Below are 16031 nucleotides of genomic sequence, written 5' to 3'. Positions count from 1 at the left end.
AGCAGGCCCTGACCGGGGCCGGTGGCGCGGGCGGGACCGCTGGCGGTGGCGGCGGCGGCAGCGGACAGGGCATCTACATCGTGACCGGCAACGTCACGCAGTCCCAGGGCCAGACCTTCATCGCCGACCTGCGGCTCTCGCAGCTGTCGAGCGCCACGGGGATCGCGGCCAACAACACCAGCGCCCTCGCGGCCCCCGTCGCCGTGGGCGGCGATGCCATCGCGGTGGGCTTCGGATCGAGCGCGGCCGGGACGGCGTCGACCGCGGTCGGAACCGGGGCATCCGCAGTCAACACCGGCAGCGTCGCCGTCGGCTACGCGGCGAGCGCACAGGGGTTGGGCGGCACGGCGGTCGGCACCGCATCCGCGGCGTCCGGAGCGGGCAGCACGGCGCTCGGCTTCGTCGCCGGCGCGACCGGCACGGGATCCACCGCGATCGGCGCGGCGGCCTCGGCTGCGGGCAACAACAGCGTCGCGTTGGGCAACGGCGCGGCCGCCAACCAGGCGAACACCATCGCCATCGGGGCCAACGTCAAGACCACCCAGGCCAACCAGGTGGCGATCGGCAACGCGGCCAACACCTACACCCTGGCGGGCGTCGCCTCGCAGGCGAGTGCGGCGGCGCAGAGCGGGGCGACGGCCTTCGTGACCACGGACGCCAGCGGCAACCTCGCGGCCTCGGCCTACGGCCCCTCGACCATCGCCGGGCTGGGCAACCGGATCGATTCGGTCCAGTCCCAGGTCAACAACCTGGAGGCCAAGACCGACACGATGCAGCGCTACGCGGTCCAGACCCGCAAGGAGTCGCGGCAGGGCGTGGCCATGGCGATCGCGATGGCGACCGCACCCATGCCCTCGGCTCCCGGCAAGACCACCTGGGCCACCAACGGCGCGACCTATCGCGGCGAATGGGCAGGCGGCGTCGCCGTGGCGCACCGGCTGCCGACCTGCTGCGTGCCGATCGCGGTCACGGCCGGCGTCGCCTACGCGGGCGAGAGCAACGTCGGTGTCCGCGCCGGTCTGGCCGGCGAGTTCTGACGGCGATACGACGCCGCGGGGCCGGAACGACGTTTCGGCCTTGCGCCCGGGAAATTCCCCGGCATAGTGTCAACTTATGTTGACACTCGCGGTCGAGCAGTCGGGGCGGCACGAGACGGATCGGCGACCGCACGCGGTCGTCGTCGGCTCAGGCTTCGGCGGTCTCGCCGCGGCCGTCCGGCTCGGCGCGCGGGGCTACCGGGTCACCGTGCTGGAACGCCTGGAGCAGCCGGGCGGCCGCGCCCGGGTCCACCGGCAGGACGGCTTCACCTTCGATGCCGGGCCGACCATCGTCACCGCGCCGCAGCTGTTCGAGGAGCTGTGGCAGCTCGCCGGCCGGCGCCTCTCCGACGATGTCGCCCTGGTGCCGATCGACCCGTTCTACCGGATCCGCTTCGCCGACGGTGAAACCTTCGAATACAGCGGCGATCCCGAGCGAATGCGGGCCGAGGTGGCGCGCTTCGCCCCGGACGACGTCGCCGGCTACGAACGCTTCATGGCGCACAGCCGCTCGGTCTGCCGCATCGGCTTCGAGCAGCTCGGGCACGTCCCGTTCGGCAGCATCGGGTCGATGCTCAAGATCGCCCCGGACCTTCTGCGCCTGTCGGGCCACCGCTCGGTCCACGACGTGGTGGCGCGCTTCGTCCGCGACGACCGGCTGCGCACCGTGTTCAGCTTCCACCCGCTGCTGATCGGCGGCAATCCGTTCCGGGCCAGCGCGATCTACTGCCTGATCGCCGACCTCGAGCGGCGCTGGGGCGTGCACTTCGCCATGGGCGGCACCGGCAAGCTGGTCGATGGGCTCGTCCGGTTGATTCGCGGCCAGAACGGGCGGGTCCGGCTCGGCGTCGACGTCGCCCGCATCCGCGTGGAGAACGGGACCGCCACCGGGGTCGAGCTTGCGGGCGGCGAGACGATCGCGGCCGACCTCGTGGTCTCGAACGCCGATTCGGCGGTGACGCATGCGCGGCTGCTGCCGAAGCCCCGGCGCTGGAGCCCCGGGCGGCTGCAGCGGGCGCGTTCCTCCATGGGCCTGTTCGTCTGGTATTTCGGCACCAAGCGTCGCTATCCGGACGTCGCCCACCACACGATCCTGCTCGGTCCGCGCTATCGCGGGCTGCTCTCCGACATCTTCGACAGCAAGGTGCTGGCCGACGATGCGAGCCTCTACTTGCACCGGCCCACCGCCACGGATCCGAGCCTCGCGCCGCCCGGCTGCGACGCCTTCTACGTGCTGGCCCCCGTGCCGAACCTGGCCGGCGGTCAGGATTGGCGTGCGTTGGCCGAGCCGTACCGGCGCCGGATCGCCGAGATGCTCGAATCCAGCGTGATGCCGGGCCTTTCGGAGGCCATCGTCACCTCGAAGGTGACGACGCCGCTGGAATTCCAGGACGACTTCCAGAGCTACCGGGGATCCGGCTTCGGCCTGGAGCCGGTGCTGACGCAATCCGCGTGGTTCCGCCCGCACAACCGGTCGAGCGACGTGCGCAACCTCTACCTGGTCGGCGCCGGTACCCATCCGGGCGCCGGCCTGCCCGGCGTGCTCTCCTCTGCCCGAATCCTCGATCTTGTGGTCCCGGATGCCCGCGTTTCCGCCTGAATTCGCCGCGGCCGCCGACCGCACAGCCTGTCGGCAGGCGATCCGCGCCGGCTCGAAGAGCTTCTTCGCGGCCGGCCGGCTGCTGCCCGGCGAGGTCCGCGAGGCGGCCTACGGGCTCTACGCCTTCTGCCGGCTGTCGGACGACCTCGTCGACGAGGCCGCCGACCCGTCCGCTCGCCGCGACGCCGTGGTGCGCCTCGGCGACCGGGTCGCACGGGCCTACGCCGGCAACCCCGCCGACGCGCCCGCCGACCGGGCGTTTTCGGAGATCGTCGGCGCCTACGCGATCCCCGAGGCGCTGCCCTACGCGCTGATCGAGGGCTTCGCCTGGGACGCCGAGGGCCGGCGCTACGCCGACATCGCGGCGCTCCATGCCTACGCGGCCCGGGTCGCGGGCTCGGTCGGGGCCATGATGGCGCTGATCATGGGCGCGCGCTCCCCCGACGCGCTCGCCCGCGCCTGCGATCTCGGCGCCGCCATGCAACTCACCAACATCGCCCGCGATGTCGGCGAGGATGCCCGGATGGGCCGGCTCTACCTGCCGCTCGACTGGATGAACGAGGCGGGGCTCGACCCGGACGCCTTCCTGGCCGATCCGCAGCCCAGCCCGGCGCTCGCCGGCATCGTGGCCCGGTTGCTCACCGAGGCCGATGGCCTGTACCGGCGAGCCGGGGCCGGCATCGCGGCGCTGCCATCCCCCTGCCGCCCCGCGATCCGCTCCGCTGCCCTGATCTATGCCGAGATCGGCCGGGTCGTGGCGCTGCAAGGCTACGATTCCGTCCGCACCCGGGCCCGGGTCGGGACGCCCCGCAAGCTCGCCCTGATCGCCCGCGCCCTGCGCTCCGGTCCGGCGACACCCAGCCTCGCGGCGCCACCATTGCCGCAGGTGGCGTTCCTGATCGACGCCGTGCTGAATCAGCCCCCGATGCCGGATCGCAGGCACTCCGTGCTGCGGCCCTGGTGGGATGTCGGCGGCCGGGTCGCGCACGTGCTGGAACTGATCGAGCGGATGCGCGAGCGCGAGGCCTTCGGCCGCTCCGCGCCGTCGTGAGGCGTGCCGATGAGCGACGGCCTGTTCGCGGCCTTCGATATCGGGCTGGTCTTCGCGCTCGCCTTCGGGATCGGCCTCTGGCAGCTCATCGCCGTCCGCCGCAGCATCCGCAGGGATCGCGAGCGGGGTGACGAGCGGGAGTAATCGTGCTCCTGATCGCTTGGCCTATGCGGCGCCTCTGCACCTCCTCGCGGACGTTCCCACCCTATTGCAGGTGGTGCGTGTAGGTGTCCCCGGCGGCCTCCTTCAGCACGGCGCCGGCCTCGCGGCCGATCCGCTCGGCCTCCGTGGCCGGGCCCTGCCGGGAGACCGACCAGTGCCGGCTGCCGTCGGGCAGGAACAGCAGACCGTCGAGCGTGAGGGTATCGCCTTCGATCTGCGCCAGTGCGGCGATCGGCGTCCGGCACGAGCCGTCGAGTTCGGCAAGCAGCGCCCGCTCGGCCGCGATCACGGTGGTGGTGCGGGCGCAGGCGATCGGCGCCAGCAGGGCGCGAACCGCCGCGTCGTCGGCCCGGCACTCGATCCCGAGGGCGCCCTGCGCCACCGCGGGCAGCATCTCCTCGACCGAGAGGACGCTGCGCGCCATGTCCTGAAGGCCGAGGCGCTGCAGCCCGGCGAGCGCCAGCAGCGTCGCGTCGCATTCGCCGGATTCCAGCTTGCGCATCCGGGTGTTGGCGTTGCCGCGCAGCGGCACGACCTTCAGGTCCGGCCGGTGCATCAGAACCTGCGCGCCCCGCCGCAGCGACGAGGTGCCGACCCGTGCGCCGTGCGGAAGGCCCGCGAGCCCGTCCGCATGCGGTGACAGGAACGCGTCGCGCGGGTCGTCGCGCTCCAGGATGCAGGCGATCACCAGCCCGTCCGGCAGCCAGGTCTCCACGTCCTTCATGGAGTGGACCGCGACATCGACCTCATCGGCGAACAGGGCCTGCTCGAGTTCCTTGGTGAACAACCCCTTGCCGCCGATCTCGGAGAGCGGGCGATCCAGGATCTTGTCGGCCACCGTGGTGACCACCACGAGTTCGGTCTCCAGCCCGGGATTGGCCGCCACGATCTTGTCGCGCACCATCCCGGTCTGTGCGAGCGCCATCGGGCTGCCGCGGGTGCCGATGCGCAGGGGACGGTTCAACATTGGGATCCGGACGTTTCTTGGGGCGTATGCCAGATCTTATAGCCTGCCTGCGGCCGCAGGCCATTGCTCCGGGACAGGTTTTAGACTTGCTGAACCGGCTTCGTGCGAGGGTCCGCCCGGCGCGATACCGCCCCGGTTTCGCCGGACTGGACGCCTAGACGCGCTCCCGGTCCGGCGCGGGTGCCGGACCCTTCCACACCGACGGACATCTCCATGCTGATCGTGCCGAGCCGCCGGCAGTTCCTGACCGGGCTTGGCGCTGGCGCCGGCCTGCTCGCCGGGACGGGCGTCTACGCCTTCGACGTCGAGCCGCTGCACCGGCTGGTGGTGACGACCTACGCGCCGGTCCTGCCGCGCTGGGACCCCGCCCTGCACCTGCGCGTGGCGGTGCTGGCGGATTTCCACATCTGCGAGCCGTACATGCCGTTCGACCGGGTGGCGGAGATCATCGACGCCACCAATGCCCTGAAGCCCGACCTCGTGCTGATGCTCGGCGACTACCCGGCCGGCAAGATCGCGTGGCGCAAGCTCCCACTCGCGCAATTCGCCCGGATGGTCGAGGGATTGAAGGCGCCCCTCGGGACCCACGCCATCCTGGGCAACCACGATTGGTGGGACGACCACGCCGTCCAGCGCTCCCGCCGCGGCTCGCCCGCGGTGAAGCACCTGCTGGAGGCTCGCGGCATCCCGGTGATGGAGAACGAGACGCTGCGGCTGGTGAAGGACGGGCGTCCGTTCTGGCTCGCCGGCCTCGCCGACCAGCAGCCGTTCTACAACAGCCAGGACGAGGGACTCGACGACCTGCCCGCCACCCTCGGGACGATCACCGACGACGCGCCGGTGATCCTCATGGCCCACGAGCCCAACATCTTCGCCGCCGTCCCCGACCGGGTCTCGCTGACGCTCTCCGGCCACACCCACGGCGGCCAGGTCCGGCTGTTCGGCCATTCCCCGGCGATCCGGCGGGTCCGGGGCCACGATTACGCCTATGGCCACGTCATCCAGGACGGGCGCCACCTGATCGTGTCCGGCGGCTTCGGCATGAGCCGGATCCCGGTGCGCTTCGGCGTGCCGCCGGAGATCGTTCTTCTCGAACTTGGCGGCGCCGCCGAGCCACCCCGCGCCTGAACGCCGCGCCACGCGTCTTTCGTGTTCGCGCTGCGCTAGCTATCGGCCATGCGCACGCTCCTTCCCGTCCTCGCCCTCACGATCCTCGCGGCCGGCTCCGGCACGGCTCGGGCCCAATCCTGCGACACCCTGATCGACAAGGTGACGGCGGCGACCGCCGCGAAGGTGACGGAGCGGCGCAGCGACTACGCCAGCTTCGCGGACGGCCCCGACATGACCCTGTCGCTCGCCTGCGGCAGCCCGGACCTGTCCTCGGTCGGCGCGCAGTATCGCGGGGCCAGTCCCCCGGAGGTGTATTTCGAGACCTTCGGACGGGCCGGCCACGCCGTGACCGGCATTGATGCCGCGACCATCACCGAGGCGGCGCACAAGGCCCAGGCCGCGTCCGTCCGCCTGCGCCACAGCAACGTCGACCTGGGCGGCGCCCGGATCACCTGCTCGGCCATGGTCTCGCCCGACAAGGGTCCGCTGACGCTGTGCGCGGTGATCGAGCACAGCGACCGGAGCTGAGGCGCGACACGTCTTCCACATCGGCTGGATCAGCCGCATCCGGTAAGGTGTCGGCCTGCACGACGTCAGGTCGGCGACCGGAGCCGCCGACCCGCTTCTCCGCCTCAGAGCGGGATGTTGTCGTGCTTCTTCCAGGGCTGCTCCATCTCCTTGGTGCGGAGCATTCCCAGCGCCCGGGCGATCCGCTTGCGGGTCGAGTGGGGCATGATCACCTCGTCGATGTAGCCGCGCTCTGCCGCCACGAACGGCGACAGGAAGCGGTCCTCGTATTCGCCGGTGCGGGCGGCGATCTTGTCCGGGTCGCCGAGCTCGCTGCGGAAGATGATCTCCACCGCGCCCTTGGCGCCCATCACGGCGATCTGCGCGGTGGGCCAGGCATAGTTCAGGTCGGCGCCGACGTGCTTGGAGGCCATTACGTCGTAGGCGCCGCCGAAGGCCTTGCGGGTGATGATCGTCACCAGCGGCACCGTCGCCTGGGAATAGGCGAACAGAAGCTTGGCGCCGTGCTTGATCAGGCCACCATATTCCTGCGCGGTGCCCGGCAAGAAGCCCGGCACGTCCACGAAGGTGACGATCGGGATCGCGAAGGCGTCGCAGAAGCGCACGAACCGCGCGGCCTTGCGGGACGCATCCGAATCCAGAACCCCGGCCAGCACCATCGGCTGGTTGGCGACGAACCCGACGGTGCGGCCCTCGATCCGGCCGAACCCGGTCATGATGTTGCGGGCGTAGGCCGCCTGGATCTCGAAGAAGTCGCCCTCGTCGACGACCCGGCGGATCAGCTCGCCCATGTCGTAGGGCTTGTTCGGGTTGTCGGGGATCAGGGTGTCGAGCGACATGTCGAGCCGGTCGACGTCGTCGAAGCTCTCGAGTTCCGGCACGCCCTCGATGTTGTTGGCCGGCAGGAAGTCGAGCAGGCGGCGGATCTGCAGGATCGCCTCGACGTCGTTCTCGAAGGCGCCGTCCGCGATGGAGGACTTGCTGGTGTGGACCTTGGCGCCGCCGAGTTCCTCCGCGGTCACGACCTCGTTGGTGACGGTCTTCACCACGTCGGGGCCGGTCACGAACATGTAGCTCGTGTCGCGGACCATGAAGATGAAGTCGGTCATGGCCGGCGAGTAGACGTCGCCGCCCGCGCACGGGCCCATGATCACCGAGATCTGCGGGATCACGCCCGAGGCCATGACGTTCCGGCGGAACACCTCGCCGTAGCCGCCGAGCGCCGCGACGCCCTCCTGGATGCGGGCGCCGCCGGCATCGAAGATGCCGATGATCGGGGCGCGCATCTTCAGCGCCATGTCCTGCACCTTCACGATCTTCTGCGCGTGCGCCTCCGACAGGGAGCCGCCGAACACCGTGAAGTCCTTCGAGAACAGGAAGACCGTGCGGCCGTTGATCGTGCCCCAGCCGGTGACCACGCCGTCGCCGGGCACCTTCTGCTTCTCCATGCCGAAATCGGTGGAGCGGTGCTGCACGAACATGTCGAACTCCTCGAACGACCCGTGGTCGAGGAGGAGTTCGATCCGCTCGCGCGCCGTGAGCTTGCCGCGGTTGTGCTGGGCCTCGACGCGCTTCTCGCCGCCGCCCAGACGCGCCTGGGCCCGCCGCTCAGCGAGCTTGTCGAGGATGTCCTTCATGGCTGTTCCCGCCCTTACCCTGCTCGTGCCGCCTTGCCCGGTTGAGGCCGGGTCGAAGCTTGTGCGTTCACCGATCCAGCGGCCTTAGCACGGGCGTTTCAGGTGGCAAACCGACGCCCGCGTCCGGCGCGTCGGACCTTCGGGGGGAGGGTGGGCAGCGGGGGAGGGAAGAATGGTGGACGGTGCAGGGATCGAACCTGCGACCTTTCCCGTGTGAAGGGAACGCACTACCGCTGTGCTAACCGTCCGTGCCGGTGTGCCGCCCGGGGGCGGAACCACCGCGGTCGTACGCGCCTGAAGCAGGCCGCGACCGGATGCCGGGCCTTCTAGGGCGCGCCGACCCGAAACGTCAAGCGCCGCGCGCGCCGTTCCGGTGGGTGAGGTTGACAAGGACGGCGCCGCAATGCGCTGTGGCCGCATGCACGAGAAGCAAGCGGGCGATCCGTCCGACAGCGACGTGACCAGGGAGGACGGCCTGCGCCCGGCCGGGCCGCGCGTCGCGATCACCTATTGCACGCAGTGCAACTGGCTGCTGCGCTCCGCCTGGATGGCGCAGGAGCTGCTCTCGACATTCCGCGACGATCTCGGCGAGGTCGCCCTCGTGCCCGCCACGGGCGGTGCGTTCCGGATCGAGATCGCCGGGATCCTCCTATGGGAGCGGGTCCGCGACGGCGGGTTTCCGGACGTCAAAGCCCTCAAGCAACGGGTGCGCGACCACCTCGACCCGGGGCGCGATCTCGGCCATATCGACCGGTCATGAAGCGAGGGAACGGCGAGGAGCCCGCGGGGCACCGCGTGCCGGGGACGGGCGCCGCTTGAGCCCGGAACAGGACGCCGAGGGCGCGAACCTCCCGGCGGTCCTTCCCGCGCGCCGGTCGTGGCTGTCGCGCCGGATGCACCGGTTCGGGCGCAACGGGTTCTCCACGCAGGTCTACCTGATCGCACTGGTTGTGGCGCTGATCGGCCCCGGGCTGCTGTTCACCAGCATCCTGCTGATGCGCTACGCCTCGGCCGAGCGGGCGCGGTTCGAGCAGGATGCACGCGAGAACGTGCGCGGCATCGGCCTGTCGCTCGACCGCGACACCGCCGGCCTCGTCTCGGTGCTCCAGACGCTGGCGACCTCGCCGCGGATCCGGCAGGGCGACTTCGAGGCGTTCGACGCGCAGGCGCGCCTGGTGCGCGAGTCGATCGACCTCGACGTTCTGCTGCGGCGCCCGAACGGCCAGGAGGTCGTGAACACCGGCGTGCCGCGGGGCGCGCCGATGCCGATGATGCCGCTCCCGTTCGATCCGGAACTGGCGCAGGGCGCCCAGCGCGCCATGGTCAGCGGCTACGTCCCGGGCCCGACCCCGAACGAGGCCACCTACGCGGTCGGCGTGCCCGTCATGGTCGAGGGCGAGGTCGCCTACCTCCTGAGCTTCACGGTGCCGCTGTCGCGCCTCCAGGGTATTCTGTCCCGCGAGGTCGTACCCGGCTGGACCACCGGTATCTCGGACCGGGCCGGGACGGTCCTGGCCCGGTTGCCGGACCCGGATGCGGTTGTCGGCAAGCCCCGGCTCGCGAGCCTGCGCCAGGTCCAGACCGCGACGCCGGGGGTGTGGGAGGGCCAGGACCGCCAGCATAAGCCCGTTGTGGTGATCGAGGCGCGCTCGCGCCTGACCGGCTGGATGGTCGCCACCAGCATCCCGCAGGCGCTCGTCGACGCCCGGGTGCGCCGGTGGATCTGGGCGTTCGCGGGGTTCGGCCTCCTGGTGCTCGCCACGTCGTCGGTCCTGGCGGTCAACCTATGGTCCCGGGTGTCGCGACCGCTGCGGCTGCTGGCGGCCTCGGGCCCGGCGCTCTCGCGGGGCGAGGCGATCCCCCGGGTGCCGTCGCCGGTCCACGAGATCCAGCGGCTCGGGGCGGTGCTGTCGGACGCGTCCCTGCGCCTGCGCACCCGCGAGGCGGAGCGCGACCGGGCGCTGGCCGATACCCGCCGCGGCCTCACCGCGCTGAGCGAGAGCGAGGCGCGGTTCCGCCACATGGCCGATTCCGCGCCGGCGCTGATCTGGATGACCGACGAATCCGGCGGGGTCAGCTTCGCCAACCTGCATTTCGAGCACATGTTCGGGATCCCGGCGGCCGAGCTCACCAACGAGGGCTGGGAGCGGATCGTCTACGCGGACGACCTCGAGCATTTCCGCGCGGCGTTCGCAGAGGCCTTCGAGGCCCGCGCGCCGTTCCGCACCGAGGTGCGGGTCATCGACCGGGGCGGGGCCGTGCGCTGGCTCCGGTGCGAGGGCGTGCCGCGCCTCGACGACGACCAGAACTTCCTCGGCTACACCGGCTGCAACATCGACATCACCGACGCGAAGTTCGCCGAGGAGCATCTGCTGCTCCTGATCCACGAACTGAACCACCGGGTGAAGAACACCCTGGCCACTGTCCAGTCGATCGCCGGCCAATCCTTACGCGGTCTGGAAGGCCCGGAGGCCGACGCCGCCCGGGCGGCGTTCGAGGCGCGGTTGCTGGCGCTCGCTCGGGTCCACGACGTGCTCACCCGCGAGAGCTGGGAGGGCGCGGAGATGTCGGCCGTCGTGGCGGACGCGATCCGGCCGCTCGAATCCGGGGACGGACACGCGTCGCGCTTCGCCGTGATCGGCCCAGCCCTGCGCCTGCCGCCGCGGCTCGCGCTATCGATCGCCATGGCGCTGCACGAACTCGGTACCAACGCGGTCAAGTACGGCGCCCTCTCGGTCGAGGGGGGCACGGTCGAGATCTCCTGGACGGTGCGGCGCGAAGCGGAGATCCGCCTGTACCTGCGCTGGGCCGAGCGCGGCGGCCCGCCGGTGAAGAAGCCGACGCGCACCGGCTTCGGCTCCCGCCTGATCGAGCGCAGCCTCGCCCGCGAGCTGGCCGGCGAGGTGGCATTGACCTACGAGGAGACCGGCGTGATCTGCACGATCGACGCGCCGGTCCCACCGCCCGGGCTGCTGGAGCGCAAGAGCGCCGCGGCGCCGGCCCGGATCGCGCCGCTGCCGTTGGCGGGGTAGGGCGGTATCGGGATGGACCGGCCGGTCGATCAGTGCCGGTCGAACCGGCGGGCGCTCCGCGCGTCCCGCTGCGCGTTGACGTACACATTCTCCTCGCGCCGAGCGCGGTCCTTGTCCCGCCGGGCCTGCTCGCGGGCAAGCTCAAGCTGCTTCCGCTGGCTGGACTCGATGTCCTTCAGGATGTTGAGCTCGCGCTGCCTGTGGAAGTCCTGGGCCAGGGCTGGAAAAGCCGTTGAAACGACCAGGGCAGCGATACAGGCGACGATACGCATGGATGGTCCTTCCGAAGATCAATGGTTCACGTCGCGCTTCTGGTGATAACGAAGCATCCCTGCCGCGACGCGACGAAGATGAGCGCATCCGCCGAGATTATGCTCGGCGAATTGATCTCATCTAAGACTGTTTCGTACTGAACACATGCTGAGCGATTTTTGGCAAAATTGCTCAACCAGCGACCCAATGGCGGTTCGATCCTCGGTATTGCTTCGCGAGGTCGACCGGTGGGACTCGACCGGTCACGCCATTCTTCCAAACGACAGGTTGGAAGAGTCACCTTCCTGTATGCCTGCGCTTCGTCGGGCCCATCAGCTTATTCCGGATGGCGCAGCGCGACGACCGGTCCTCGAGAGGTACCAGATTCCAGTACATTTTCGGCCGAGGGGATCATCCATGCCCCGGAACACCTCGGTCCGCCGCCCCGACCCACCCTCAATGATACGGATCGGCCGCATCCCGCAGCCCGTCGCCCATGAAGTTGAAGGCCAGCACCGTCACCAGCACCGGCAGGACCGGCAGCAGCAGCCAGGGATAGAGCTGCACCGCCGCCAGATTCTGCGCCTCGTTGAGCAGGACGCCCCAGCTCGTCACCGGCGGGCGCAGGCCCAGGCCCAGGAAGGAGAGGGCGGTCTCACCCAGGATCATGGTCGGGATCGACAGGGTCGCCGAGGCGATCAGGTGGCTCATGAAGTTCGGGATCAGGTGGCGGCCGATCACCCGGGCCGGCGAGGCGCCCATCAGCTCCGCGGCCTGGACGAAATCCTCCTCGCGCAGGGCCAGCAGCTTGCCGCGCACCGCCCGGGCGAGGCCCGGCCAGTCGAGCAAGCCGAGGATTACGGTGATGCCGAAGAAGACGAGCAGCGGGCTCCAGTTGGGCGGCAGCGCCGCCGACAGGGCGAGCCAGAGCGGCAGCTCGGGCAGCGAGCGCACCACCTCGATCAGGCGCTGCACCCCGGCATCGACCACCCCGCCGAAATAGCCCGCGATCCCGCCGAACAGCATGCCGAGCGTGAAGGAGATCGCAACGCCCACAAGCCCGATCGTGAGCGAGATCCGCGCCCCGTAGATCATGCGGGAGAACAGGTCGCGCCCGAGCCGGTCGGTGCCGAGCAGGAACAGGGTACCGGCCTCCGGCGGGCAGACGACGTGGATGTCGGTGGCGATCAGCCCGAGCCAGGCATAGCCATCGCCCCGGCAGAGGACGCGCAGAGGCTGCGGCTGGGACGCATCCACCACGTAGTCCCGCCGGAACGTGTCGAGGTCTAGATGCGCCCGGTAGGGATAGACGAACGGCCCGACGAAGCGGCCGTCGTGGAACAGGTGCACGCCCTGCGGCGGCGCGTGCAGGAAGTCGCCGTTGCGCCGGGCCTGGCCGTAGGGCGCCAACATCTCCACGAACGGCACCGTCGCGTAGAGCGCCAGCAGGATCAGCGCCGAGGCCACGGCGATCCGGTGGCGCAGGAACTTCCGGACGATCAGCCGCCAGGCCGAAGCGCCGCCGGCGGGGTTCTCGCCCACCGCCTGTGGCTCGAACGGCGCCGGATCGACGAAGTGGCCTCGGGCCGTCTCTGGCATCACCGGTTCCGTCACCGCGCGCCCATCACCGCGCGCCCATGCGGATGCGCGGATCGAGCCAGACCAGGATCAGGTCGGAGATCAGCATGCCGACCAGCGTGAGTCCGGCGACGAACATCAGGATGAACCCGGCCATGAACTGGTCCTGGCTGCGGAGCGCGTCGAGGAGGAGCGGCCCGACCGTCGGCAGGCTCAGCACCAGCGAGACCAGCACCGAGCCCGAGACGAGGTGCGGCAGCAGGTTGCCGATATCGGCCACGAACGGGTTGAGCGACATCCGGAACGGATATTTCAGCAGCGCCCGCATCGGCGGCAGGCCCTTGGCCCGGGCGGTAACCGTGTAGGGCTTGGCCAGCTCGTCCAGCAGGTTCGCCCGCATCCGGCGGATCATCGCGGCGGTGCCGCCCAGCCCGATCACCAGGGTCGGCACCACCAGATGCGCCAGCAGCGAGCGGATCTTGGGCCAGTCCCAGGGCTGGTTGGTCAGCGCCGAATCGTAAAGGCCGCCGATCGACAGGCCGAACCAGCGGTTGGCGTAGAACAGCAGGATCAGCGCCAGCAGGAACCCCGGCACGGCGAGCCCGACATAGCCGAGCAGCGTCACCACCGCGTCCCCGACTGTGTGCCGGTGGGTGGCGGAATAGATCGCCGCCGGGATCGCGACCACGTGAACGAAGACCACCGCGGTCAGGTTGATCAGCAGGGTCAGCCACAGGGCGTCGCCGACCACGTCCGCCACCGGCTTGTCGTACTCGAACGACCAGCCCCAATCGCCCTGGAGCAGCCCCGAGAACCCGACCGGTCCCGGCATCAGGCCGATCCACATCAGGTATTGCTCCCAGACCGGCCGATCGAGCCCGTATTGGCGGATCAGCAACTCGGCCTTGGCCACGGAGCCCGCTTCGCCGGTGGCGCGCAGCTCCATGATCCGGTTGGTCAGGTAGTCGCCCGGCGGCAGCTTGATGATGAGGAACACCAAGGCGGAGATGACGAGCAGCGTCACCGCCATGGTGACGATGCGGCGGAGGATCTGGATGATCACCGGACCTCCGCGCGCGTGTCGGCGCCCTTGTCCCAGAACACCTCGTCGAGGCGCTGCACGCCGATCAGGGCCGTGGGATCCCAGGCGTACAGGGCGCGCCCGGGCAGGTTGGCGAGGCGGTCGGCCGCGACCACGGGCTGGAGCGCGCCCGCCACCGTGCCGATCACCCAGGTGTTCTGCGCGTGGTTCATCAGCATCTCGCGCCAAATCGCGGCCTGCCGCTCGGCGTCGTCCGTGTGGCGCCATTCCCGGTCGAGGTCGAGCAGGTGCTGGACCTCCGGGACGTCGCAGGCCTCGCCGGACTTGCCCCGGCTCTCGACGTCGGCGCTCCAGAGCGGCCAGGCATAGTGCTCGGGCTGGGCCGGGCTCAGCTCGGTCGGCGGCATGATCGCGGTCGGCACCGCGAGGTCGAGGCCTTGAGCTGCGACCATCACGGTCATGCCGCCGATCGAGCGGCGGTGCAGGTTGGTCCGCTCCTGCGGCTTGGTCACGAGGCGGATGCCGACCTCGCGCCAGAACTCGGTGATGAGCAGGAGCGCGTCCAGCACCATCTCGGCCTCGCCGTCGCTGTCGACCACGACCTCCATGGCGCGCCCGTCCGGCATCAGGCGGATGCCGGAGCCGTCGCGGCCGGTGAGCCCGATCGCGTCGAGCAGGCGTGCGGCCCCGGCCGGGTCGTAGCCGGCGTGGAGCGTGCGCAGCTCCGGCGTGTAGAGCGGGCTGTCGGCCACGATCGTGTCGTTGCCCTCGGTGCCCAGCCCGAACAGCAGCGTGTTGTTGAGCGTCCGCCGGTCGATGGCGAGCGACAGGGCCTGCCGGTAGCGCACGTCCCGGTTCAGCGCCCGCCAGCCGGGATCCCGGGTGGTGAGGTTCGGGTAGAGCGCGATCTCGGAGCCGCGGGCCACCGGCCACAGGTTGGTGCGGTAGCCGTGGGCCTTCTCGCCCTCCTTGAGGCTCGGGATATCCGGCATCGACAGGCCGCGGAACATCAGGTCGGCCTCGCCGGCATTGGTCTTGGCGACCAGCAGTCCCTGCGAGGCGACGTCCATCACGATCGCGTCGACGTACGGAAGCTGGGTCCCCGCGGTGTCGACCCGGTGGTAGCTGCGGTTGCGCTCGAACCGGAAGCGCGTGGCCGGCGAGCGGGTCCGCGGCACCCAACCCTGGAGGGTCGGGCAATCCGGGTTGTTCAGCTCGTAATTGTCGTCGAGGCGGTTGTGCAGGGCCGCCCAGCCGCGCAGCTTCAGCGCCTTGGCCTTCGCGTCGGCCGCCTCCTTGCCGAGGTAGCGGGCGTGGACGGTCTTGAGGTAGTGCGCCGGCCGGTAGATCAGCGGATCGCGCGGCGCCGCGAGCGCCGGCAGGAACATCGGGTTCGGCCGGTCCCAGCTGAAGCGGATCGTCACCGGGTCGAGGAATTCGACCTTCGGGAGCTTGCCGTCCACGAGGAAGAACACCGGCGGCCCCTCGGGGCTCAGGGCTTTCTCGTTGGCGACGTCCTCCCAGTAGTAGCGGAAATCCTCACTGGTGAACGGATGCCCGTCCGACCAGCGGTGGCCCTGGCGCAGCGTGAAGGTGAACACCCCGCCCTCCACGTCGATCCGCTCCAGCAGGTCGGGCCGCAGCTGCAGGGCGGCATCGTAGCCGACGAGCCGCGTGTAGCCGTAGACCGAGAGGTAGCGGACGTCCCGGGCCTTCGCGATGAGCGTCCGGATCGTCCCGCCGGCGGTGCCGGTGCGGCGGCCCCGGGCGGCGAGGTCGATCACGAAGGGTTTTTCGGGCGGGGCTGGGGCGTCGGCTGGCGGGCTTTCGGCGAATGCCTTGCCCGGGCGGTAGAGCAGGGCCGCGGCACCGAGACCGGCGATCAGCGCGCGGCGGGAGACGCCGGTTCCCCCCGCAAAGCCGCGATCGGTTTCGCGTGCCGGTTGGAGAAGGCCGCGACCGCCCCCCTCTCCCGTGCCGGAGAAGGGGCCCGCGCCCCGTTCGGGCACGCCAGAGTTCAGTCGGCCAGGGAGGC

General features: G+C 70.6%; 13 protein-coding genes, 1 tRNA gene and 1 pseudogene. 8 read left to right on the top strand and 7 right to left on the bottom strand.

The window, feature by feature from the left end; translation table 11 throughout:
- From AC0IY0_RS12145 to AC0IY0_RS12130, 4 genes and pseudogenes are all read left to right on the top strand, one after another.
- A pseudogene (locus AC0IY0_RS12145) lies at positions 1-1037 on the top strand (hypothetical protein); the annotation flags it as partial.
- Positions 1038-1113: 76 nt separating this feature from the next.
- Positions 1114-2637, top strand: coding sequence for a phytoene desaturase (locus tag AC0IY0_RS12140; protein ID WP_471763887.1), 1524 nt, complete (start codon positions 1114-1116; stop codon positions 2635-2637).
- Entirely contained in the window at positions 2618-3688 is a 1071-nt protein-coding gene (locus tag AC0IY0_RS12135; protein ID WP_419830526.1) for a phytoene/squalene synthase family protein, read from the top strand. Before AC0IY0_RS12140 ends, AC0IY0_RS12135 begins: the two co-directional genes overlap by 20 nt.
- Positions 3689-3697: 9 nt before the next feature.
- Positions 3698-3832, top strand: coding sequence for a hypothetical protein (locus AC0IY0_RS12130; protein WP_281407127.1), 135 nt, complete (start codon positions 3698-3700; stop codon positions 3830-3832).
- Positions 3833-3893: 61 nt separating this feature from the next.
- Here the strand turns inward: AC0IY0_RS12130 and hemC are convergent, their stop codons facing one another.
- Positions 3894-4817, bottom strand: coding sequence for a hydroxymethylbilane synthase (hemC, locus tag AC0IY0_RS12125; RefSeq protein ID WP_471763885.1), 924 nt, complete (start codon positions 4815-4817; stop codon positions 3894-3896).
- 213 nt (positions 4818-5030) lie between these two features.
- Between hemC and AC0IY0_RS12120 the strand changes: the two genes are divergently transcribed.
- Both AC0IY0_RS12120 and AC0IY0_RS12115 read left to right on the top strand, forming a co-directional pair.
- Entirely contained in the window at positions 5031-5945 is a 915-nt protein-coding gene (locus AC0IY0_RS12120; protein WP_147910617.1) for a metallophosphoesterase, read from the top strand.
- A 48-nt stretch (positions 5946-5993) separates the two neighbouring features.
- Positions 5994-6455 (top strand): ABC transporter ATPase, encoded by a 462-nt coding sequence (locus AC0IY0_RS12115; RefSeq protein ID WP_419830524.1) that lies wholly within the window; start codon positions 5994-5996, stop codon positions 6453-6455.
- Positions 6456-6559: 104 nt separating this feature from the next.
- On the opposite strand, the gene AC0IY0_RS12110 is transcribed toward AC0IY0_RS12115, so the two are convergent.
- Positions 6560-8092 carry an acyl-CoA carboxylase subunit beta gene (locus AC0IY0_RS12110; RefSeq protein WP_147910619.1) on the bottom strand — a complete coding sequence of 511 codons (1533 nt, stop codon included), beginning with the start codon at positions 8090-8092 and terminating at the stop codon, positions 6560-6562.
- Between the two features lie 173 nt (positions 8093-8265).
- Positions 8266-8340, bottom strand: a tRNA-Val gene (locus AC0IY0_RS12105).
- Between the two features lie 170 nt (positions 8341-8510).
- Here AC0IY0_RS12105 and AC0IY0_RS12100 point away from each other — a divergent pair.
- Together AC0IY0_RS12100 and AC0IY0_RS12095 are read left to right on the top strand one after the other, a co-directional pair.
- Positions 8511-8852, top strand: coding sequence for an Rdx family protein (locus AC0IY0_RS12100; protein WP_246692404.1), 342 nt, complete (start codon positions 8511-8513; stop codon positions 8850-8852).
- Between the two features lie 55 nt (positions 8853-8907).
- Entirely contained in the window at positions 8908-11124 is a 2217-nt protein-coding gene (locus AC0IY0_RS12095) for a sensor histidine kinase (protein WP_147906664.1), read from the top strand.
- 29 nt (positions 11125-11153) lie between these two features.
- Here the strand turns inward: AC0IY0_RS12095 and AC0IY0_RS12090 are convergent, their stop codons facing one another.
- The 4 genes from AC0IY0_RS12090 to AC0IY0_RS12075 form a co-directional block, all read right to left on the bottom strand.
- Positions 11154-11396 (bottom strand): hypothetical protein, encoded by a 243-nt coding sequence (locus tag AC0IY0_RS12090; RefSeq protein WP_471763884.1) that lies wholly within the window; start codon positions 11394-11396, stop codon positions 11154-11156.
- A gap of 436 nt (positions 11397-11832) precedes the next feature.
- The gene (locus tag AC0IY0_RS12085) at positions 11833-12975 is read right to left on the bottom strand and encodes an ABC transporter permease (protein WP_471763882.1); all 1143 of its coding nucleotides are present in this window, start codon (positions 12973-12975) and stop codon (positions 11833-11835) included.
- Positions 12976-13000: 25 nt separating this feature from the next.
- A complete protein-coding gene (locus AC0IY0_RS12080; RefSeq protein ID WP_147906667.1) occupies positions 13001-14017 on the bottom strand; it encodes an ABC transporter permease in 1017 nt (338 codons plus the stop codon).
- Positions 14014-16005 (bottom strand): ABC transporter substrate-binding protein, encoded by a 1992-nt coding sequence (locus AC0IY0_RS12075; RefSeq protein ID WP_471763881.1) that lies wholly within the window; start codon positions 16003-16005, stop codon positions 14014-14016. Before AC0IY0_RS12075 ends, AC0IY0_RS12080 begins: the two co-directional genes overlap by 4 nt.
- Positions 16006-16031 lie beyond the last annotated feature (26 nt).

The sequence above is a fragment of the Methylobacterium sp. AC315 genome, from assembly GCF_979253755.1.
This window is presented reverse-complemented; position numbering and strand designations above follow the sequence as displayed.